The following is a 16,441-nucleotide window of genomic DNA, read 5'->3' as shown; positions in this document are numbered from 1 at the left end:
GCTGTGTTTTTACGAGGCGGGGCACCACGATTCGCCTACGCGCGGTAAGTTTCTGGCCATGCCACGTGGACGTCACCGCCATTCCCCGCCTCTGCACAGGCTGTTGCCGCCTTCGGCGATCGCAGGCGTATCGCTCGTCTGCGCCCTGGGCCCCTGGGTGTTCTCGGAACAGACGGTGCTGCGCTCCCTGGCCGCGGCCGCCGCGGCGACGGCGGTCATCGGCGCGGTCGTCATGCGCCGCTGGGACACCCATGCCGGCAAGCACGTCGCCGACCTCACGCGCGCGCGGGCGAGCGACGAGTGGCGGTACGAGGAACGGGTCGCCGAGCTGGAGACCGACCTGGAGGAGTCGCGCGAGCTGCGCGGCAAGCTGGAGCAGCGGCTGCGCGCCAAGCGGGCGGAGCTCGCGGGGCTGCGCAACGAGCACGCCGCCCTGCTGCGCCGCTACGCCACGGCGGAGACCGAGCGCGCGAGCGCCCTGGAGGGCCGCCGGCTGCTGGAGATAGAGGCGACCACGCCCTCCCGCGCGCTGCCGCCCGCGCCGCGGCGCGCGGAGCCGACGGAGGCCGGGGCTGTGGCTGCCGCGGCCGACGCCGACGCCGAGACGACGGGTGCGGCTGAGGCCGAGGCGACGGATGCGGTCGGTGCGGTCGACGCGGCCGATGCCGGCGAGGCCGGTGCCACCGCGGCCGACGAGTCCGCGGAGTCCGCGGAGTCCGCCGAGGAGCAGCCCGCTGTTCCCGACGTGTTCTCGCCGGAGGGTTCCCGGCTCTTCCTGCGGGCCCAGGCGGCGCTGTCCCGGTTCGACGAGAACGACAAGAACGACAAGAACGACAAGAACGACAAGAACGACAAGAACAACGAGAACGACGAGAACGACGAGAACATCGAGAACACGGCCGTCGGCGAGGGTGACGAGGCCGCCAAAGGAGAGGGCGCCGGAGACCCCGTGAACGAGGCGTCCGCCGCGGCGGAGGCCGACAGCGCGCGGGCCGAGTCCACTCCGGGACAGGAGCCGGTGCGGGAGCCGGAGGAGCCCGGTCGGTCCGCTCCGTCCGCCCAGTCCGCCGAGCCGGCCGGTCAGGAGTCCGTCGAGGGCTCCGCCGCCGATTCCGCCGAGGCCGCAGCAGCGAACCCCGCTCAGGCTTCCGCCGCGGACTCCGGCCAGGAGGACGAGGCGCAGGGGCAGCCCGAGGCGGTCGACGGGCACGAGCACGCGGCCGCCGACATCCCGACGGCGTCGGCCCCGGCCGCCGCGCCCGCGCAGCAGCCGACGGGGCACTTCACGGTGCCGACCGCGGTGGCCGTCGTACCGGCCGCGCCCGTGCGGCGCCCGGTGGTCGAGGGCGGGTTCGACTTCTTCGGTACGCAGAAGGAAGCGCCGTCGGCCGCGCTGGACGCCGTGCAGAACGAGGACCTCGCCGACGTGGTCGGCCAGGAGGCGCTCGCCCTGCACAAGGCGGAGTCCGAGGCCGAGTTCAAGCCCGCCGACGAGGAGTCGCGCGCCGTCGGCCAGGTCATCGACCTGACGGCCCACGACGAGACGGAACAGATCGACCTGCAGGGCCTGCGCAGCGCGGCGTCCTGAGCGACTTCTTGAACGGAGTGAGGCGGCCGGCCTTCGGGGGCGGCCGCCTCACCCCGTTCAGACCATCCAGCGGTCCGGCCGGGCGTCCCTGCGTCCCGTCCGTGATCGCTCCGCCTGCCCCCGCAGCAGCTCCAAGGCCTCCTGAGCGTCCCGCAGACGCGCTGTCACGGTCTTGTTGGCACCCGTGTCCACATGGACGTCCGCGAGCCGCCACAGGCGCTCCCAGGGGCCCTGGGTGAGCCGTACGCTCTGGACCTTGGCGTGCGGGACGAGCGCCAGCTTCCGACGCAGCAGGCCGTGCCGCGCGGCGAACACGGCGTCGGTGACCGCGATCCCGTGCCCCCGCCACCACAGCGGCACACAGCGTCCGGCCCGCCGCGGCGGGCGAGCCAGGGCCGACGGCGGCGGCACGGTCACGCCGGGGAGCACGCGGGCGACGACCGCCTCGGCGATCGCGCGCGGGGCGACCGGCACCAGGACGGAGTTCGAGGACCCGGCCACGTCCAGCTCCACCCGCACCCGGCCCCGCGCCCGCCACAGCAGCGGTTCCACGATCCGTACGGTCTGCACCCGGCCCGGCGGCACGGTCTCGTGCGTGCGGTCGAGCAGCCCGTGGTCGATGCGCAGCCCGTCCGGGGAGTCGCCCACCGTCCAGTCGTACTCGGCGACGAACCGCCCCACACTGCTCGCGCCCGCCGCGCCGAGCAGCGGCAGGCCGGTGGCGAGGACCGTGACCACGCTGTGGGTGGCCAGCCACAGCACCGGCGGTACGACGAGCGCGGCGGCCAGGGAGCCCCAGGTGGCGCCCGTCAGGAGCAGCGCGACGGCGAGCTCGCGCGAGGGTACGCGGAGCAGCTCGCGCGCGGGAGCCTCCCCGACCTCGCGCGCCGTCTCGGGCGCGAAACCGGCCGCCCGCGCGAGAAGTTCCGCGCGCAGCGCGCGGGCCTCGTCCTCGCCCAGGAAGGCCAGTTCGTCCTTCTTGTCGGCCCCGACGACGTCGATCCTGAGCTTGGCGACACCGGCCACGCGCGCGAGCAGCGGCCGGCTGACGTCGACGGCCTGGATCCGCTCCAGCCGGATGTGCGCGGCGCGGCGGAAGACCAGGCCGGTGCGTATGCGCAGTTCGGTGTCCGTGACCGCGAAGTGCGTGAACCACCACGACAGGAACCCGTAGAGGGCGGCCGCCGGGACCAGGACGGCCAGCCCGATCAGCAGCATGGTCGTGGTCAGCTTCGTCAGCTGTGCCTGTGCCTGGTCCGGGTCGTGCACCGCCCACCCGGCGATCACGGCGACCGGCGCCCACGCCCGGCGGAACGGCGTCACGGGGTGCAGCCGCCGCTCGGCCACGGGGCGGGTGGGCCGTACGCCGTCCTCGACGCCCGGCGCCGTCATAGTCCCGCCGATCGGGCCTCGCCGAGCTCGGTGAGCCGGTCGCGCAGCCGCTCCGCCTCGGCCGGGTCGAGGCCGGGGATGGTGGCGTCGGTGGCCGCGGCCGCCGTGTGCAGCTGCACGCTGGCCAGGCCGAAGTGCCGCTCGACGGGACCGGAGGTGACCTCCACGAGCTGCATCCGCCCGTACGGTACGACGGTCTCCTCGCGCCACAGCACGCCTCGGCTGATCAGCAGGTCGTCGGCGCGCTCGGCGTACCGCCAGGAGCGCCAGTTGCGGCCGAGCAGCACCCAGCCCCACGCCATCAGGGCCAGCGGCACCAGTGCCAGGACGGCCCAGGCGGGGCCGGCCAGCAGACCGGGCAGCAGCCCCAGCAGGAGGGCCGCCAGACCCAGCCACACCACCAGCTGCAGTCGCCGCATCCGCAGCAGGCCGGGCGGCAGCCCGGTCCACACCGGCTCCGCCCCCGTCGCGCCGGCACCGGCCGAGCTCCCCGTCTCCATGGAGCCAGCGTACGTAGGGGAGACTGTGTCCATGACGCCCACCACGGAGACCACGGTCGGGATCGGCGGCGCCGCGGAGAGCACCGACATGGTGCTCAACATCGGCCCCCAGCACCCCTCCACGCACGGCGTGCTGCGGCTGCGGCTCGTGCTGGACGGTGAGCGCATCGTGCACGCGGAGCCGGTGATCGGGTACATGCACCGGGGCGCGGAGAAGCTCTTCGAGGCGCGCGACTACCGGCAGATCATCATGCTCGCCAACCGTCACGACTGGCTGTCGGCCTTCTCGAACGAGCTGGGCGTCGTCCTCGCGGTGGAGCGGATGCTCGGCATGGAGGTCCCCGAGCGCGCGGTGTGGACGCGCACGCTGCTCGCCGAGCTGAACCGGGTGCTGAACCACCTGATGTTCCTCGGGTCCTATCCGCTGGAGCTCGGCGGCATCACCCCGATCTTCTACGCCTTCCGGGAGCGCGAGGAGCTCCAGCACGTCATGGAGGAGGTCTCCGGCGGGCGCATGCACTACATGTTCAACCGCGTCGGAGGCCTGAAGGAGGACCTGCCGGCCGGCTGGACCGCACGCGCGCGTGCCGCCGTGGCCGACCTGCGCTCGCGCGTGGACGTCTTCGACGACCTCGTCCTCGGCAACGAGATCTTCCGGGGGCGGACCCGCGACGTGGGTGCGCTCACGCCCGAGGCCGTGCACGCGTACGGCGTGAGCGGGCCCATCGCGCGTGCCTCGGGCGTCGACTTCGACCTGCGCCGCGACGAGCCGTACCTGGCGTACGGGGAGCTCCAGGACACCCTGAAGGTGGTGACCCGCACCGAGGGCGACTGTCTGGCCCGCTTCGAGTGCCTGCTGGAGCAGACCCACAACGCCCTGGACCTCGCCGACGCCTGCCTCGACCGGCTCGCCGACCTGCCGCCCGGCCCGATCAACCAGCGGCTTCCGAAGGTTCTGAAGGCGCCGGAGGGCCACACGTACGCGTGGACCGAGAACCCGCTCGGCATCAACGGCTACTACCTGGTCAGCAAGGGCGAGAAGACCCCGTACCGGCTGAAGCTGCGCTCGGCCTCGTACAACAACATCCAGGTCCTGACCGAGCTGTTGCCGGGGACGCTGGTCGCGGACATGGTGGCGATCCTGGGGTCGATGTTCTTCGTGGTCGGGGACATCGACAAGTAGGGCCAAGTAGGGCCAAGTAGGGCCAAGTAGGGCCAAGCGGTGCCAAGTGGCAGAGTCACTCCGGCCCGGTGTCCGGGGCGAGTGGGTCCGGAATGCCGACCGGCTGGAGCAGCCATCCGAAGTCGCCCAGGCCGCCCGCTGCGGTGAGTTCGGCGGCTTCTCCGGCGCTCGCGAGGGCGCGTACGTACGCCGTGGGGTCGGTGGTGGCGAGCGTGAGTGGGGGGCGCGCGCCCGCGAGGCCCACGGCGCGCAGTGCGGCGCGTTGCGTGAGAAGGCGTGCACCGGGGAGCGTCGCGCACGCGTCGAGTGCGACGTGCGCCGTGATGTCGCACGACCCGTCCGGCACGGGCGCCGTCTCGTGCCCCTCCCGGAAGCCGGTGAGCGTCCCGAACGGGGGGCGCGTCCCGGCCGTGTGCGCGTAGTCCACGGCCACCGCGAGCCCCCGCGCGACGCGGCCGACGGCGGACGCCCACGCGGTGTCCCGAGGCAGCCCGATCTCCGCGCGCAGCCCTTCCTCGGCCGGCAGCGGCCACCAGCGCGCGAGCCACTCCGCCTCCGGCCCCGACACGGGCGGGCCGAGCCGCTCGGCCCCGTCCTCCCGTACGAGCACCAGCCGCGGCCGGCCGGCGGAGTCCACCTCCGCGACCTCCACCGGCACGTTGTCCAGCCACTCGTTGGCGAAGAGCAGTCCGGTGACGTCGTGCGGGGGTTCGCTCAGCCAGGTGATCCGGGGGTCGAGCCCGTCGGGGCGGTCGGCGATCTCGACGGCGTACCCGCGCGCGCGGGCGGCCACCTCGGCGGGCAGCGCGGCGAGCACGCCGGTGACCAGTTCGCCCCGTCCCGCCCCCATGTCGACGAAGTCCAGCGTCGCGGGGTGCCCCAGCGCCTCGTCGACGCGGCACAGCAGCCGCGCCACGGCCCCGGCGAACAGCGGCGAGGCGTGGACGGACGTACGGAAGTGCCCGGCCGGGCCCTCGGGACGCCGGTAGAAGCCGCCCGGTCCGTACAGGGCGGCCTCGGTCGCCGCCCGCCAGCCGCGCCATTCGCCGGCCGCCGTCCCGCCCCCGGGAACACCCGCTGTCTCGTCCGTCACCGCAACAGATTAGGCGCACAGGTGATCACGTCCTCCACCTTGCGGAGTATGCGCGCGGGGCACGGATCGGCCCTCCGGTTGACCCCCGCACACACCGCGCTTCCCTACTCTGGGTTACGTGCAGCGCCTTTATGACTTCCTCCGCAGGCACCCGACATGGGTCGACACCTTCTGGGCCGTCGTCCTCTTCGGGCTCTCCGGCGTGAGCGTGATGAGTGTCGAGAGGGCGCCCGAGCACCACATGTCGCTCGGCGGGGGACTGGCCGTGTCCGCCGTCCTGAGCCTCGTCGTCGCGCTGCGCCGCCGCTACCCGGAGGCGATGCTGCTGCTGGCCCTCGCGACCGGGCTGGCCCAGCTGGTCCTGGACGTCGAGACGACCGTCGCCAACTTCGCGATGCTGGTGATCACCTACACGGTCGCCATGATCGGCGCGCGCTGGGCGTCGCGGCTGGCGCTCACGGTGAGCCTGGGCGCGGCGATCCTCGCGCAGATCCGCTGGCCCGATCAGCAGACGAGCTTCCTGGGCCAGGTGGCGATAGTCGTGTTCCAGACGGTGCCCTTCGCGCTCGCCTGGGTGCTCGGCGACTCCATGCGCACGCGTCGCGCCTACTTCGCGCAGCTGGAGGAGCGCGCGGCCCGGCTGGAGAAGGAGCGCGAGGCACAGGCCAAGGTCGCCGTCGCCGCCGAGCGCGCCCGGATCGCCCGTGAGCTGCACGACGTGGTCGCGCACAACGTGTCGGTGATGGTGGTGCAGGCCGACGGCGCCGCCTACGTCCTCGACGCCGCGCCCGACCAGGCCAAGAAGGCCCTGGAGACGATCTCCTCCACCGGCCGCCAGGCCCTCGCCGAGATGCGCCGCCTGCTGGGCGTGCTGCGCACCGGCGAGCACCAGGAGAGCGGCGAGTACGTCCCGCAGCCCGACGTCGAGCAGATCGACGAGCTCGTGGAGAAGTGCCGCAGCTCCGGCCTGCCCGTCGACTTCAAGGTGGAGGGCACCCCGCGCCCGCTGCCCAGCGGCGTTGAGCTCACGGCATACCGCATCGTGCAGGAGGCGCTGACCAACACCCGCAAGCACGGCGGTGAGAACGCCGGCGCCAGCGTGCGGCTGGTCTACTTCGACGACGGGCTCGGACTGCTCATCGAGGACGACGGCAAGGGCGCCCCGCACGAGCTGTACGAGGAGGGCGGCGCCGACGGCCAGGGCCACGGCCTGATCGGCATGCGCGAGCGGGTCGGCATGGTCGGCGGCACTCTGGACGCGGGTCCGCGCCCTGGCGGAGGATTCCGGATCAGCGCGCTGCTCCCGCTCAAGCCGGCGCATTGACGCTGACGCACGCCCCCTGTTGACACCTGTCACACCCCCACTTCACCCGCTCACGGAAACGGAAGAGAACCCCCATGACGATCCGCGTGATGCTCGTCGACGACCAGGTGCTGCTGCGCACCGGGTTCCGGATGGTGCTCGCGGCCCAGCCGGACATGGAGGTCGTCGCGGAGGCGGGCGACGGCGTCGAGGCCCTGCAGGTGCTGCGCTCCACCGCCGTCGACGTCGTGCTGATGGACGTCCGCATGCCGAAGCTGGACGGCGTCGAGACCACCCGCCGCGTCTGCTCCGAGCCCGACGCGCCGAAGGTGCTGATCCTGACCACCTTCGACCTCGACGAGTACGCCTTCTCCGGGCTCAAGGCGGGTGCCTCCGGCTTCATGCTCAAGGACGTGCCGCCCGCCGAGCTGCTGACCGCGATCCGGGCCGTGCACAGCGGCGACGCCGTCGTCGCACCCTCCACCACCCGCCGCCTCCTGGACCGCTTCGCGCCGATGCTGCCGAGCTCCGGCGGGGAGCCGCGGCAGCGGGAGCTGGAGCGGCTCACCGACCGCGAGCGCGAGGTCATGGTCCTGGTCGCCCAAGGCCTGTCGAACGGCGAGATCGCCGCCCGGCTGGTCCTGTCCGAGGCGACGGTCAAGACCCATGTGGGCCGCATCCTGACCAAGCTCGGTCTGCGGGACCGGGTGCAGGTGGTGGTCCTGGCGTACGAGACGGGGCTGGTCCGGGCGGGCGGCCACGGCTGACCGTGCCGGTACGGGGCGGCGGCTCCGGCTGACGGTGCCGCCGGCTCCTCGGGGCCGGGGTCCGGGGCCGGGGTTCGGGCCGGGGGTCAGCGCAGGACGCCCTCGATGAAGTCGCTGCCCAGGCGGGCGACCGCCGACAGGTCCAGCTGGTGCTGGGCGTAGCGGCCCCGGCGGCGGGTGGTGACCAGGCCGGCCTTCTTCAACACACTCAGGTGCCGGGATATCTCGGGCGGCGTCATGCCGTGCGCGTCCGCCAGTTCGCTCGTCGTGTGCGGGGCGCGGGCGAGGTGCCGGCACAGACGCATCCGTACCGGGTGCGCGAGCGCCTCCAGGCGGCGCGTGAGCTGTTCGACGGACGGCGCCTGCGGCCGGGAGCCGCTGACCGGGTAGGAGATCGACGGCTGCCAGCCGAACCGGTGCAGGACCATCACATGGGGCCGGCCCAGGCTGGTCGGGACGAGCACGAGGCCGCCGTCGCCGGTGGCGGTGCGGCCCACCAGGAGCTTGTCGACCGTGACGACCCCGGCCTCCTCGTCGACGGACACCGCGCTGGACAGCGAGGTGAGCGCTTCCGTGAGGCCTCTGCGGCGCAGCAGCTCGGTCCGGTGCCGGGCGTCCGCGGCCAGCTGCGGCTGGACCCGGGCCCAGATGTCCGCGAAGAACGCGTCGTCGCAGTCCCGCAGCAGCTGCCGCAGCCACGCGCGGACGGCGGGCGGGTCCGCCAGCAGCCGACGGGTGAACCGCTCCTGGACCGCGCCGCGCGCCGCGGCCAGCTCCAGGGCGCGACGGCGCGCCGCCGGATCCTCCAGCGGGCCCGCCTCCGGCACGTCGTAGCGGTGCTGGCAGGTGAATTCGAGCGCCGCGTGCACGAACTGCTCGTCCGTCAGCTTGTCCAGCAGGTCCAGTTCCTCGGCGAGCGTGGCGCCCGGCACCGCACGGCCGCCCGGGATCCCGGCGAACGGGGCGAAGACGTCGGAGAACGTCGTGCGCCACAGGAAGTCCGCCTCGCACAGCCGGTCCGCCAGCCCGGGGTCCAGCCGCGCCGAGACCGCGGTCGCCCAGCCCTGGAGCTCGGGGTGGTGACCGGGCTCGCTGAGCGCGTGCAGCGCCATCCCCAGCTCGCCCAAGGGCGACGGCACGACGGAGATCCGCTCCGACGGCAGCCCGGTGATGTCGATGGTCACGCTCATGCCCCCATGGTGCACCGGACCACCGACAACGCCCGCGCTTGCGTCCTAGCCGTCGGCCCGAGCGCCGGCCTCCTGGGCCAGCCGGACCGCGAAGTCCGCGACCGCCGCCTCGACGTCGGCGGCCGTCCACTCCAGGCCGGCCGCGCCCACGGTCACCTCGGTGAAGGCCAGTCCGGGCCCGCCCTGGGTCCACAGGCCCGCGAAGAGGTACGTACCCGTCTCCTCGGCCTGGCGCAGCGCCGCCCGCGTGATCACGTCCGGGTCGTACGGCAGCCAGACCTGGAACTGGTGGGTGTGCGGCTCCTCGGGATGGACCCGGGACCACGGCAGCCCGGCCGCGGCGAATCCCTCGCGCAGCGCGGCGGCCACCACACGCGCGTGCCGCACGTACTCCGGCAGCCGGGGCAGCTCCCGCTCCAGGCCGACGAGCGCCGAGAGCACGGTGGGGAACTGCTGGAAGATCATGCCGCCGTAGCGGTGCCGCCAGGTCTTCGCCTCCTCCACCAGCGTCGCCGGTCCGGCCAGCGCGGCACCGCCGAAGCCGTCGAGGGACTTGTAGAACGACACGTAGACGCTGTCCGCGAGGGCCGCGATCTCGTCCAGGGGGCGGCCGAAGTGGACGGTCGTCTCCCACAGGCGGGCCCCGTCGAAGTGCACCACCGCGTCGCGCTCCCGGGCGGCCGCCACCACCTCGGTGAGCTCCTCCCAGGTGGGCAGCACGAACCCGGCGTCCCTGAGGGGAAGTTCCAGCATCAGCGCCCCGAAGGGCTCGGGGAAGTCGCGTATCTCCTGCGCCGTGGGAAGCCGCGGCCCGTCGGCCACCCGGACCGGGCGCAACCCGCTGACCCGGGTGAACGCACTGCGCTCGTGCACCTCGGGGTGGGCCAGCGCGTGCAGGCCGACCGTGGGGTCATTGGTGCGGGCCGCCCAGCAGCGCAGGGCCACCTGCTGCGCCATCGTGCCGGTCGGGAAGAACGCGGCGCCCTCCGTGCCCAGCAGCGCGGCGACCCGCTCCTCCAGGGAGGCCACGATCCGGTCGCCGTAGATGTCCGTGCCCTCGTCCAGGTCGTAGACCTGGGGCGCCGCCTCCTGCAGCGCGGCGAGCCGTCCGCGGATCGTGTCCCGCGAGCCCTGGCGGGCCAGGACGCGCCGGGCCTTCCGGAAGGCGGCCGTCCGCCGCTCCCGCAACAGCTCCTGTGCCGACCGCTCTTCACCCTGCTCAGCTGAATCGCTCATGCCGGGGATCATGCCCTGCCCCGTCCGGGAGGGCATCCGTGTTTCCCGGCGGCGAGGGCGTGGGGAAACCCACAGCCTGTGGATGACCCGACCGGTGCTCCAGGCGATAGCGTTAACATGACGAGAAATCGTCCGGTACCCAGAGCGGACTGGAACGGGAAGGCCTCCGTCGCGTGAGTACAGACCAGCAGCCAGACCTCAAGGACCGCCCCGCGCGGCTCACCGTCGGCGTCGTCGGCGCCGGTCGCGTGGGCCCCGCGCTGGCCGCGTCCCTCCAGCTCGCCGGGCACCGCCCGGTGGCCGTCTCCGGGGTCTCCGACGCCTCCCGGCGGCGTGCCGCGCGGCTGCTGCCCGACGTGCCCCTGGTGCCGCCCGCCGAGGTCCTCCAGCGCGCCGACCTGGTGCTGCTCACCGTCCCCGACGACACCCTGCCCGGCCTCGTGACGGGCCTCGCCGAGACCGGCGCCGTACGGCCCGGCCAGCTGCTCGTTCACACGTCCGGCCGGTACGGCGCCCGGGTCCTCGACCCGGCCCTGCGCGTGGGCGCGCTGCCGCTTGCCCTGCACCCCGCGATGACCTTCACCGGCACCCCGGTGGACGTCCAGCGGCTGGCGGGCTGCTCCTTCGGCGTCACCGCCCCCGACGAGCTGCGGCTGGCCGCCGAGGCCCTCGTCATCGAGATGGGCGGTGAACCCGAGTGGATCGCCGAGGAGAACCGCCCGCTCTACCACGCGGCCCTCGCCCTCGGCTCCAACCACCTGGTCACCCTGGTCGCCCAGTCCATGGAGCTGCTGCGCACGGCGGGCGTCGAGGCCCCGGACCGGATGCTCGGCCCGCTGCTGGGCGCCGCCCTGGACAACGCCCTGCGCTCCGGCGACGCGGCGCTGACCGGACCCGTCGCGCGCGGGGACGCGGGCACGGTCGCCGCGCACATCACCGAGCTGCGCAAGCACGCCCCGCAGACCGTCGCGGGCTACCTGGCGATGGCCCGGGCGACCGCCGACCGCGCGCTCGCCCACGGGCTGCTGAAGCCGGAGCTCGCCGAGGACCTCCTCGGCGTGCTGGCCGGCGGTGACGGGGACGCCCGATGAGCGGCGCCGCGCTCCAGATCGTGACGGAGGGCCGCCCGATGGCGTGCGAGCCCGAGAACGGAGACCTTCGATGACCACCGCCCTGCTGAGCACCGCCGACGAGCTGCACGCGCGCGTGCGCCGCGGTCGCCGTGCCGTCGTGATGACCATGGGCGCCCTGCACGAGGGTCACGCCACGCTGGTCCGCGCCGCGCGCGAGCTGGCCGGGCCCGACGGCGAGGTCGTCGTCACCGTCTTCGTCAATCCGCTGCAGTTCGGCGCGGGCGAGGACCTCGACCGCTATCCGCGCACCCTGGAAGCCGACCTGAAGATCGCCGAACAGTCGGGCGCGGACGTCGTGTTCGCCCCGTCCGTGGACGAGGTCTACCCCGGCGGCCAACCCCAGGTGCGGGTCACCGCCGGTCCCATGGGCGAGCGTCTGGAGGGTGCCTCGCGGCCCGGTCACTTCGACGGCGTGCTCACCGTCGTCGCCAAGCTGCTCCACCTCACCCGCCCCGACGTGGCCCTGTTCGGGCAGAAGGACGCCCAGCAGCTGGCCGTGATCCGGCGCATGGTGCGGGACCTCAACTTCGGCATCGAGATCGTCGGCGTGCCGACCGTCCGCGAGCCCGACGGCCTGGCCCTGTCCAGCCGCAACCGCTACCTCTCGCCGCCGGAGCGGCACACCGCCCTCGCCCTGTCCCAGGCGCTGTTCGCGGGCGCCGACCGGCACGCGGCCCAGGAGGCGCTGCGGGCGCGGGCCCGCGAAGTGCCCTCCACGCGTGCGCGTGCCGAGGCGCTCAGCGCCATAGGAGAGTCCCGCGCGGCCGCCGACGCGCACGCCGTCGCCAAGGCGGCGCCCGGCGGCCCGGCGGCCGTCCGCGCGGCCGCCCGCCTGGTCCTGGACGAGGCCGCCCGGCTCGACCCGCCGCTGGAACTGGACTACCTCGCCCTGGTGGACCCGTCCGACTTCACCGAGATCGGCGGCGACTTCACCGGTGAGGCCGTGCTCGCCGTCGCGGCCCGGGTCGGGACGACCCGGCTGATCGACAACATCCCCCTGACCTTCGGAACCTTCGGAGCCGCCTCGTGACCAGCACAGGCATACGACTGCACGCCCCCGCCCCCGGGTGGTCCATCGCCGCGGACGTGGTGGTCGTCGGTTCCGGCGTCGCCGGCCTGACGGCGGCCCTGCGCTGCGAGGCGGCCGGTCTGCGGACGGTCGTAGTCACCAAGGCCCGCCTCGACGACGGCTCCACCCGCTGGGCCCAGGGCGGCATCGCCGCGGCCCTGGGCGAGGGCGACACCCCCGAACAGCACCTGGACGACACCCTGGTCGCGGGCGCGGGCCTGTGCGACGAGGACGCCGTACGGATCCTCGTCACCGAGGGCCCCGGCGCGGTGCACCGGCTCATCTCCACCGGCGCCCACTTCGACACCGACGACGAGGGCGACATCGACCTGACCCGCGAGGGCGGCCACCACCGCCGTCGCATCGCGCACGCCGGCGGCGACGCCACCGGGGCGGAGATCTCCCGGGCGCTCGTCGAGGCCGTACGCGCGCGCGGGCTCCGTACGATCGAGAACGCGCTGGTCCTGGACCTGCTGACGGACGCCGACGGGCGCACCGCGGGCGTGTCCCTGCACGTCATGGGCGAGGGCCAGCACGACGGCGTGGGCGCCGTGCACGCGCCCGCGGTCGTCCTCGCGACCGGCGGCATGGGACAGGTGTTCTCCGCGACCACCAACCCCTCCGTCTCCACCGGCGACGGCGTCGCCCTCGCCCTGCGCGCGGGCGCGGAGGTCTCCGACCTGGAGTTCGTGCAGTTCCACCCGACCGTGCTGTTCCTCGGCGCCGACGCGGAGGGCCAGCAGCCGCTGGTCTCCGAGGCGGTGCGCGGCGAGGGCGCCCACCTGGTCGACGCCGACGGCGTGCGCTTCATGGTCGGGCAGCACGAACTGGCCGAACTCGCGCCCCGGGACATCGTCGCCAAGGGCATCATGCGCCGCATGCAGGAGCAGGACGCCGAGCACATGTTCCTCGACGCCCGGCACTTCGGCGCCGACATGTGGGAGCACCGCTTCCCGACGATCCTGGCCGCCTGCCGCGCCAACGGCATCGACCCGGTCACCGAGCCCATCCCGATCGCCCCGGCCGCCCACTACGCCTCCGGCGGCGTGCGCACCGACGCCCGGGGCCGGACGACGGTCCCCGGCCTGTACGCGTGCGGCGAGGTCGCCTGCACCGGCGTGCACGGCGCGAACCGGCTCGCCTCCAACTCCCTGCTGGAGGGCCTGGTCTACGCCGAGCGCATCGCCGCCGACATCACGGCCCGCCAGGCGGACAACCGCCTCCACACGCGCGTGCCCGAGCCGGTCGAGCACCCGGACACACCCGCCCACCCGCTGCTCGCCCCCGAGGCCCGGTTCACCATCCAGCGGATCATGACCGAGGGCGCCGCGGTGCTGCGCTCGGACGAGTCGCTGACCAAGGCCGCCGACCAGCTCCAGCGGCTGCACACCGAGGCCCGCGACGCCCTCGACGAGAACGGCAAGACCGCCGAGCCCGGCGTCGACACCTGGGAGGCCACCAACCTCCTGTGCGTGGCCCGCGTTCTGGTCGCCGCCGCGCGGCTGCGCGAGGAGACTCGTGGGTGCCACTGGCGCGAGGACCGGGCCGACCGCGACGACGCCCGGTGGCGGCGCCACATCGTCGTACGGCTGAATCCGGACCGGTCGTTGGCCGTCGGCACCACGGACACCGCAGACTTCCCCCCTACCCGGCACCACCCGCGTCCCCAGGAGCAGTGACACAAGTGAGCACGGACGATCTTCCCCTCGCCTCGAACGGAGGCTGCGGCGACGGCTGTGGCTGCGGCGCGGAAGCCGACGAGGAGTACCTGGAGTGCGGGCTCGACCCCGCGCTCGCGCAGCTGCTGGCGGACGCCGGACTCGACCCCCTGGAGGTCGAGGACATCGCCAACGTCGCCATCCAGGAGGACCTCGACCACGGCGTCGACGTCACGACCGTCGCGACCATCCCCGAGGAGGCCGTCGCCACCGCCGACTTCACCGCGCGCGAGGCCGGCGTGGTGGCGGGCCTGCGGGTGGCCGAGGCCGTGCTGTCCGTGGTCTGCACGGACGAGTTCGAGGTCGAGCGGCACGTCGAGGACGGCGACCGGGTGGAGGCCGGAGACAAGCTCCTGTCGGTCACCACGCGCACCCGCGACCTGCTGACCGCCGAGCGCAGCGCGCTCAACCTGATGTGCCGCCTGTCCGGCATCGCGACGGCCACGCGCGCGTGGGCGGACGTGCTGGAGGGCACCAAGGCCCGCGTGCGCGACACCCGCAAGACGACGCCGGGCCTCAGGGCGCTGGAGAAGTTCGCGGTGCGCTGCGGCGGCGGCGTCAACCACCGCATGTCGCTGTCGGACGCGGCGCTGGTGAAGGACAACCACGTGGTCGCCGCCGGCGGCGTCGCGCGGGCCTTCGAAGCCGTACGGGAGGCCTTCCCGGACGTGCCGATCGAGGTCGAGGTGGACACCCTGCACCAGCTGCGCGAGGTGGTGGACGCGGGCGCCGACCTGATCCTGCTGGACAACTTCACGCCCATGGAGTGCGAGGAGGCGGTGGCGATCGTCGACGGCCGGGCGATGCTGGAGGCCTCCGGCCGACTCACCCTGGAGAACGCCAAGGCCTACGCGGACACCGGCGTGGACTACCTGGCCGTCGGCGCGCTCACCCACTCCTCGCCGATCCTGGACATCGGCCTGGACCTGCGCGAGGCGGAGTAACAGCCATGCTCCTCACGATCGACGTGGGCAACACGCAGACCGTTCTCGGCCTGTTCGACGGCGAGGACATCGTCGAGCACTGGCGGATCTCCACGGACCCGCGCCGCACGGCGGACGAGCTGGCGGTGCTGCTGCAGGGCCTGATGGGCATGCACCCGCTCCTCGGGGAGGAGCTCGGGGACGGCATCGACGGCATCGCGATCTGCGCGACCGTGCCCTCGGTGCTGCACGAGCTGCGCGAGGTGACGCGGCGCTACTACGGCGACGTGCCCGCGGTGCTGGTGGAGCCCGGCGTGAAGACCGGCGTGCCGATCCTCACCGACAACCCCAAGGAGGTCGGCGCGGACCGCATCATCAACGCGGTGGCCGCCGTCGAGCTGTACGGGGGGCCCGCGATCGTCGTGGACTTCGGTACGGCGACCACCTTCGACGCGGTGTCCGCGCGCGGGGAGTACATCGGCGGGGTCATCGCGCCCGGCATCGAGATCTCCGTCGAGGCGCTCGGCGTCAAGGGCGCGCAGCTGCGGAAGATCGAGGTGGCCCGGCCGCGGAGCGTGATCGGCAAGAACACGGTCGAGGCCATGCAGGCGGGCATCGTGTACGGGTTCGCCGGGCAGGTCGACGGCGTGGTGAGCCGGATGGCCCGCGAGCTGGCCGACGATCCCGAGGACGTGACCGTGATCGCCACGGGCGGCCTGGCGCCGATGGTGCTGGGCGAGTCGTCGGTGATCGACGAGCACGAGCCCTGGCTGACGCTGATCGGGCTGCGGCTGGTCTACGAGCGGAACGTCTCGCGCATGTGAGATGCGGGCGCGCGGGTGGGCGTCGGCAGCCGCCAGGCGGGTGGCTTGACGGCGCCACACCCGGATTCGATGTCGGGTTTGTCTGATTAGCGCGTATCTTCGGTGCATGCCCACGCCACACGGATCCCGCGGCGGCATGGCGTTCGGCGTGGAGGAGCTGCGTGTGCTCCGTCGCGCTCTCGCCCTCGCCCTTCACCCCGGTCCCGCCTCGGCAGAGGACGTCCAGGACTGCCTCCGGCTCGCCGAGTCGCTCGACGAGGCGATGCGCGAGGGCGCCCGGCTGCGCGCCTTCCTGATGGCCGACCTCGCCCGGTACCGCGCCGCCCTGCCCGGCACCGCCGCCGGCTATCTCACGCTCCTGGAGGAGGCGCTGCGGGCCGGGTACCGCCCGACGGGCGACGACCTCGCCGCGCTCCGCGCACTGCGCGCGAACCCGGTCGCGGCCGCCCTGCTGGCGCGCTGCGAGGCACTGGGCGGCGGGGCCGTACGGGCGCGCACCGAAGGACCGGACCGGCGCGGGGC

General features: G+C 73.8%; 14 protein-coding genes and 1 pseudogene. 10 read left to right on the top strand and 5 right to left on the bottom strand.

Features of this window, described 5'->3' with window-relative positions:
* Positions 1-58: 58 nt before the first annotated feature.
* Positions 59-1,588 (top strand): hypothetical protein, encoded by a 1,530-nt coding sequence (locus IPZ69_RS27610; RefSeq protein ID WP_235457269.1) that lies wholly within the window; start codon positions 59-61, stop codon positions 1,586-1,588.
* Positions 1,589-1,645: 57 nt separating this feature from the next.
* Here the strand turns inward: IPZ69_RS27610 and IPZ69_RS27605 are convergent, their stop codons facing one another.
* Both IPZ69_RS27605 and IPZ69_RS27600 read right to left on the bottom strand, forming a co-directional pair.
* The gene (locus IPZ69_RS27605; protein WP_235457267.1) at positions 1,646-2,980 is read right to left on the bottom strand and encodes a PH domain-containing protein; all 1,335 of its coding nucleotides are present in this window, start codon (positions 2,978-2,980) and stop codon (positions 1,646-1,648) included.
* On the bottom strand, positions 2,977-3,480 hold the full coding sequence (locus IPZ69_RS27600; RefSeq protein WP_235457265.1) for a PH domain-containing protein: 504 nt from the start codon (positions 3,478-3,480) through the stop codon (positions 2,977-2,979). The genes IPZ69_RS27605 and IPZ69_RS27600 overlap by 4 nt, the downstream gene beginning before the upstream one ends.
* Before the next feature lie 31 nt (positions 3,481-3,511).
* Between IPZ69_RS27600 and IPZ69_RS27595 the strand changes: the two genes are divergently transcribed.
* A complete protein-coding gene (locus tag IPZ69_RS27595) occupies positions 3,512-4,663 on the top strand; it encodes an NADH-quinone oxidoreductase subunit D (protein WP_235457263.1) in 1,152 nt (383 codons plus the stop codon).
* A 55-nt stretch (positions 4,664-4,718) separates the two neighbouring features.
* On the opposite strand, the gene IPZ69_RS27590 is transcribed toward IPZ69_RS27595, so the two are convergent.
* A complete protein-coding gene (locus IPZ69_RS27590; protein WP_235457261.1) occupies positions 4,719-5,756 on the bottom strand; it encodes an SAM-dependent methyltransferase in 1,038 nt (345 codons plus the stop codon).
* Positions 5,757-5,874: 118 nt separating this feature from the next.
* Between IPZ69_RS27590 and IPZ69_RS27585 the strand changes: the two genes are divergently transcribed.
* On the top strand, positions 5,875-7,080 hold the full coding sequence (locus IPZ69_RS27585; protein WP_235457259.1) for a sensor histidine kinase: 1,206 nt from the start codon (positions 5,875-5,877) through the stop codon (positions 7,078-7,080).
* Between the two features lie 74 nt (positions 7,081-7,154).
* Positions 7,155-7,826, top strand: coding sequence for a response regulator (locus IPZ69_RS27580; protein ID WP_235457258.1), 672 nt, complete (start codon positions 7,155-7,157; stop codon positions 7,824-7,826).
* A gap of 86 nt (positions 7,827-7,912) precedes the next feature.
* On the opposite strand, the gene IPZ69_RS27575 is transcribed toward IPZ69_RS27580, so the two are convergent.
* The gene (locus IPZ69_RS27575) at positions 7,913-9,016 is read right to left on the bottom strand and encodes a DUF5937 family protein (protein ID WP_235457257.1); all 1,104 of its coding nucleotides are present in this window, start codon (positions 9,014-9,016) and stop codon (positions 7,913-7,915) included.
* A gap of 45 nt (positions 9,017-9,061) precedes the next feature.
* On the bottom strand, positions 9,062-10,252 hold the full coding sequence (locus IPZ69_RS27570; protein WP_235457256.1) for a threonine aldolase family protein: 1,191 nt from the start codon (positions 10,250-10,252) through the stop codon (positions 9,062-9,064).
* 173 nt (positions 10,253-10,425) lie between these two features.
* On the opposite strand from IPZ69_RS27570, the gene IPZ69_RS27565 reads away from it, so the two are divergent.
* The 6 genes and pseudogenes from IPZ69_RS27565 to IPZ69_RS27540 all read left to right on the top strand — a co-directional run.
* Positions 10,426-11,343, top strand: coding sequence for a Rossmann-like and DUF2520 domain-containing protein (locus IPZ69_RS27565; protein ID WP_235457255.1), 918 nt, complete (start codon positions 10,426-10,428; stop codon positions 11,341-11,343).
* 70 nt (positions 11,344-11,413) lie between these two features.
* On the top strand, positions 11,414-12,415 hold the full coding sequence (gene panC, locus IPZ69_RS27560) for a pantoate--beta-alanine ligase (protein ID WP_235457254.1): 1,002 nt from the start codon (positions 11,414-11,416) through the stop codon (positions 12,413-12,415).
* Entirely contained in the window at positions 12,412-14,133 is a 1,722-nt protein-coding gene (locus tag IPZ69_RS27555; RefSeq protein ID WP_235457253.1) for an L-aspartate oxidase, read from the top strand. Before panC ends, IPZ69_RS27555 begins: the two co-directional genes overlap by 4 nt.
* Before the next feature lie 5 nt (positions 14,134-14,138).
* Entirely contained in the window at positions 14,139-15,116 is a 978-nt protein-coding gene (nadC, locus tag IPZ69_RS27550; protein ID WP_235457252.1) for a carboxylating nicotinate-nucleotide diphosphorylase, read from the top strand.
* Positions 15,117-15,121: 5 nt separating this feature from the next.
* On the top strand, positions 15,122-15,919 hold the full coding sequence (locus IPZ69_RS27545) for a type III pantothenate kinase (RefSeq protein WP_235457249.1): 798 nt from the start codon (positions 15,122-15,124) through the stop codon (positions 15,917-15,919).
* A gap of 106 nt (positions 15,920-16,025) precedes the next feature.
* Positions 16,026-16,441, top strand: a pseudogene (locus IPZ69_RS27540) (hypothetical protein); the annotation flags it as partial.

Source organism: Streptomyces olivochromogenes, from assembly GCF_021538895.1.
Lineage (GTDB): Bacteria > Actinomycetota > Actinomycetes > Streptomycetales > Streptomycetaceae > Streptomyces > Streptomyces olivochromogenes_A.
This window is presented reverse-complemented; position numbering and strand designations above follow the sequence as displayed.

Excerpts from the sequence above, each read along its gene's own strand:
- IPZ69_RS27610 (WP_235457269.1), top strand. The coding sequence starts at position 59 with ATGCCACGTGGACGTCACCGCCATTCCCCGCCTCTGCACAGGCTGTTG.
- IPZ69_RS27605 (WP_235457267.1), bottom strand. The coding sequence starts at position 2,980 with ATGACGGCGCCGGGCGTCGAGGACGGCGTACGGCCCACCCGCCCCGTG.
- IPZ69_RS27600 (WP_235457265.1), bottom strand. The coding sequence starts at position 3,480 with ATGGAGACGGGGAGCTCGGCCGGTGCCGGCGCGACGGGGGCGGAGCCG.
- IPZ69_RS27595 (WP_235457263.1), top strand. The coding sequence starts at position 3,512 with ATGACGCCCACCACGGAGACCACGGTCGGGATCGGCGGCGCCGCGGAG.
- IPZ69_RS27580 (WP_235457258.1), top strand. The coding sequence starts at position 7,155 with ATGACGATCCGCGTGATGCTCGTCGACGACCAGGTGCTGCTGCGCACC.
- IPZ69_RS27575 (WP_235457257.1), bottom strand. The coding sequence starts at position 9,016 with ATGAGCGTGACCATCGACATCACCGGGCTGCCGTCGGAGCGGATCTCC.
- IPZ69_RS27570 (WP_235457256.1), bottom strand. The coding sequence starts at position 10,252 with ATGAGCGATTCAGCTGAGCAGGGTGAAGAGCGGTCGGCACAGGAGCTG.
- panC (WP_235457254.1), top strand. The coding sequence starts at position 11,414 with ATGACCACCGCCCTGCTGAGCACCGCCGACGAGCTGCACGCGCGCGTG.
- IPZ69_RS27545 (WP_235457249.1), top strand. The coding sequence starts at position 15,122 with ATGCTCCTCACGATCGACGTGGGCAACACGCAGACCGTTCTCGGCCTG.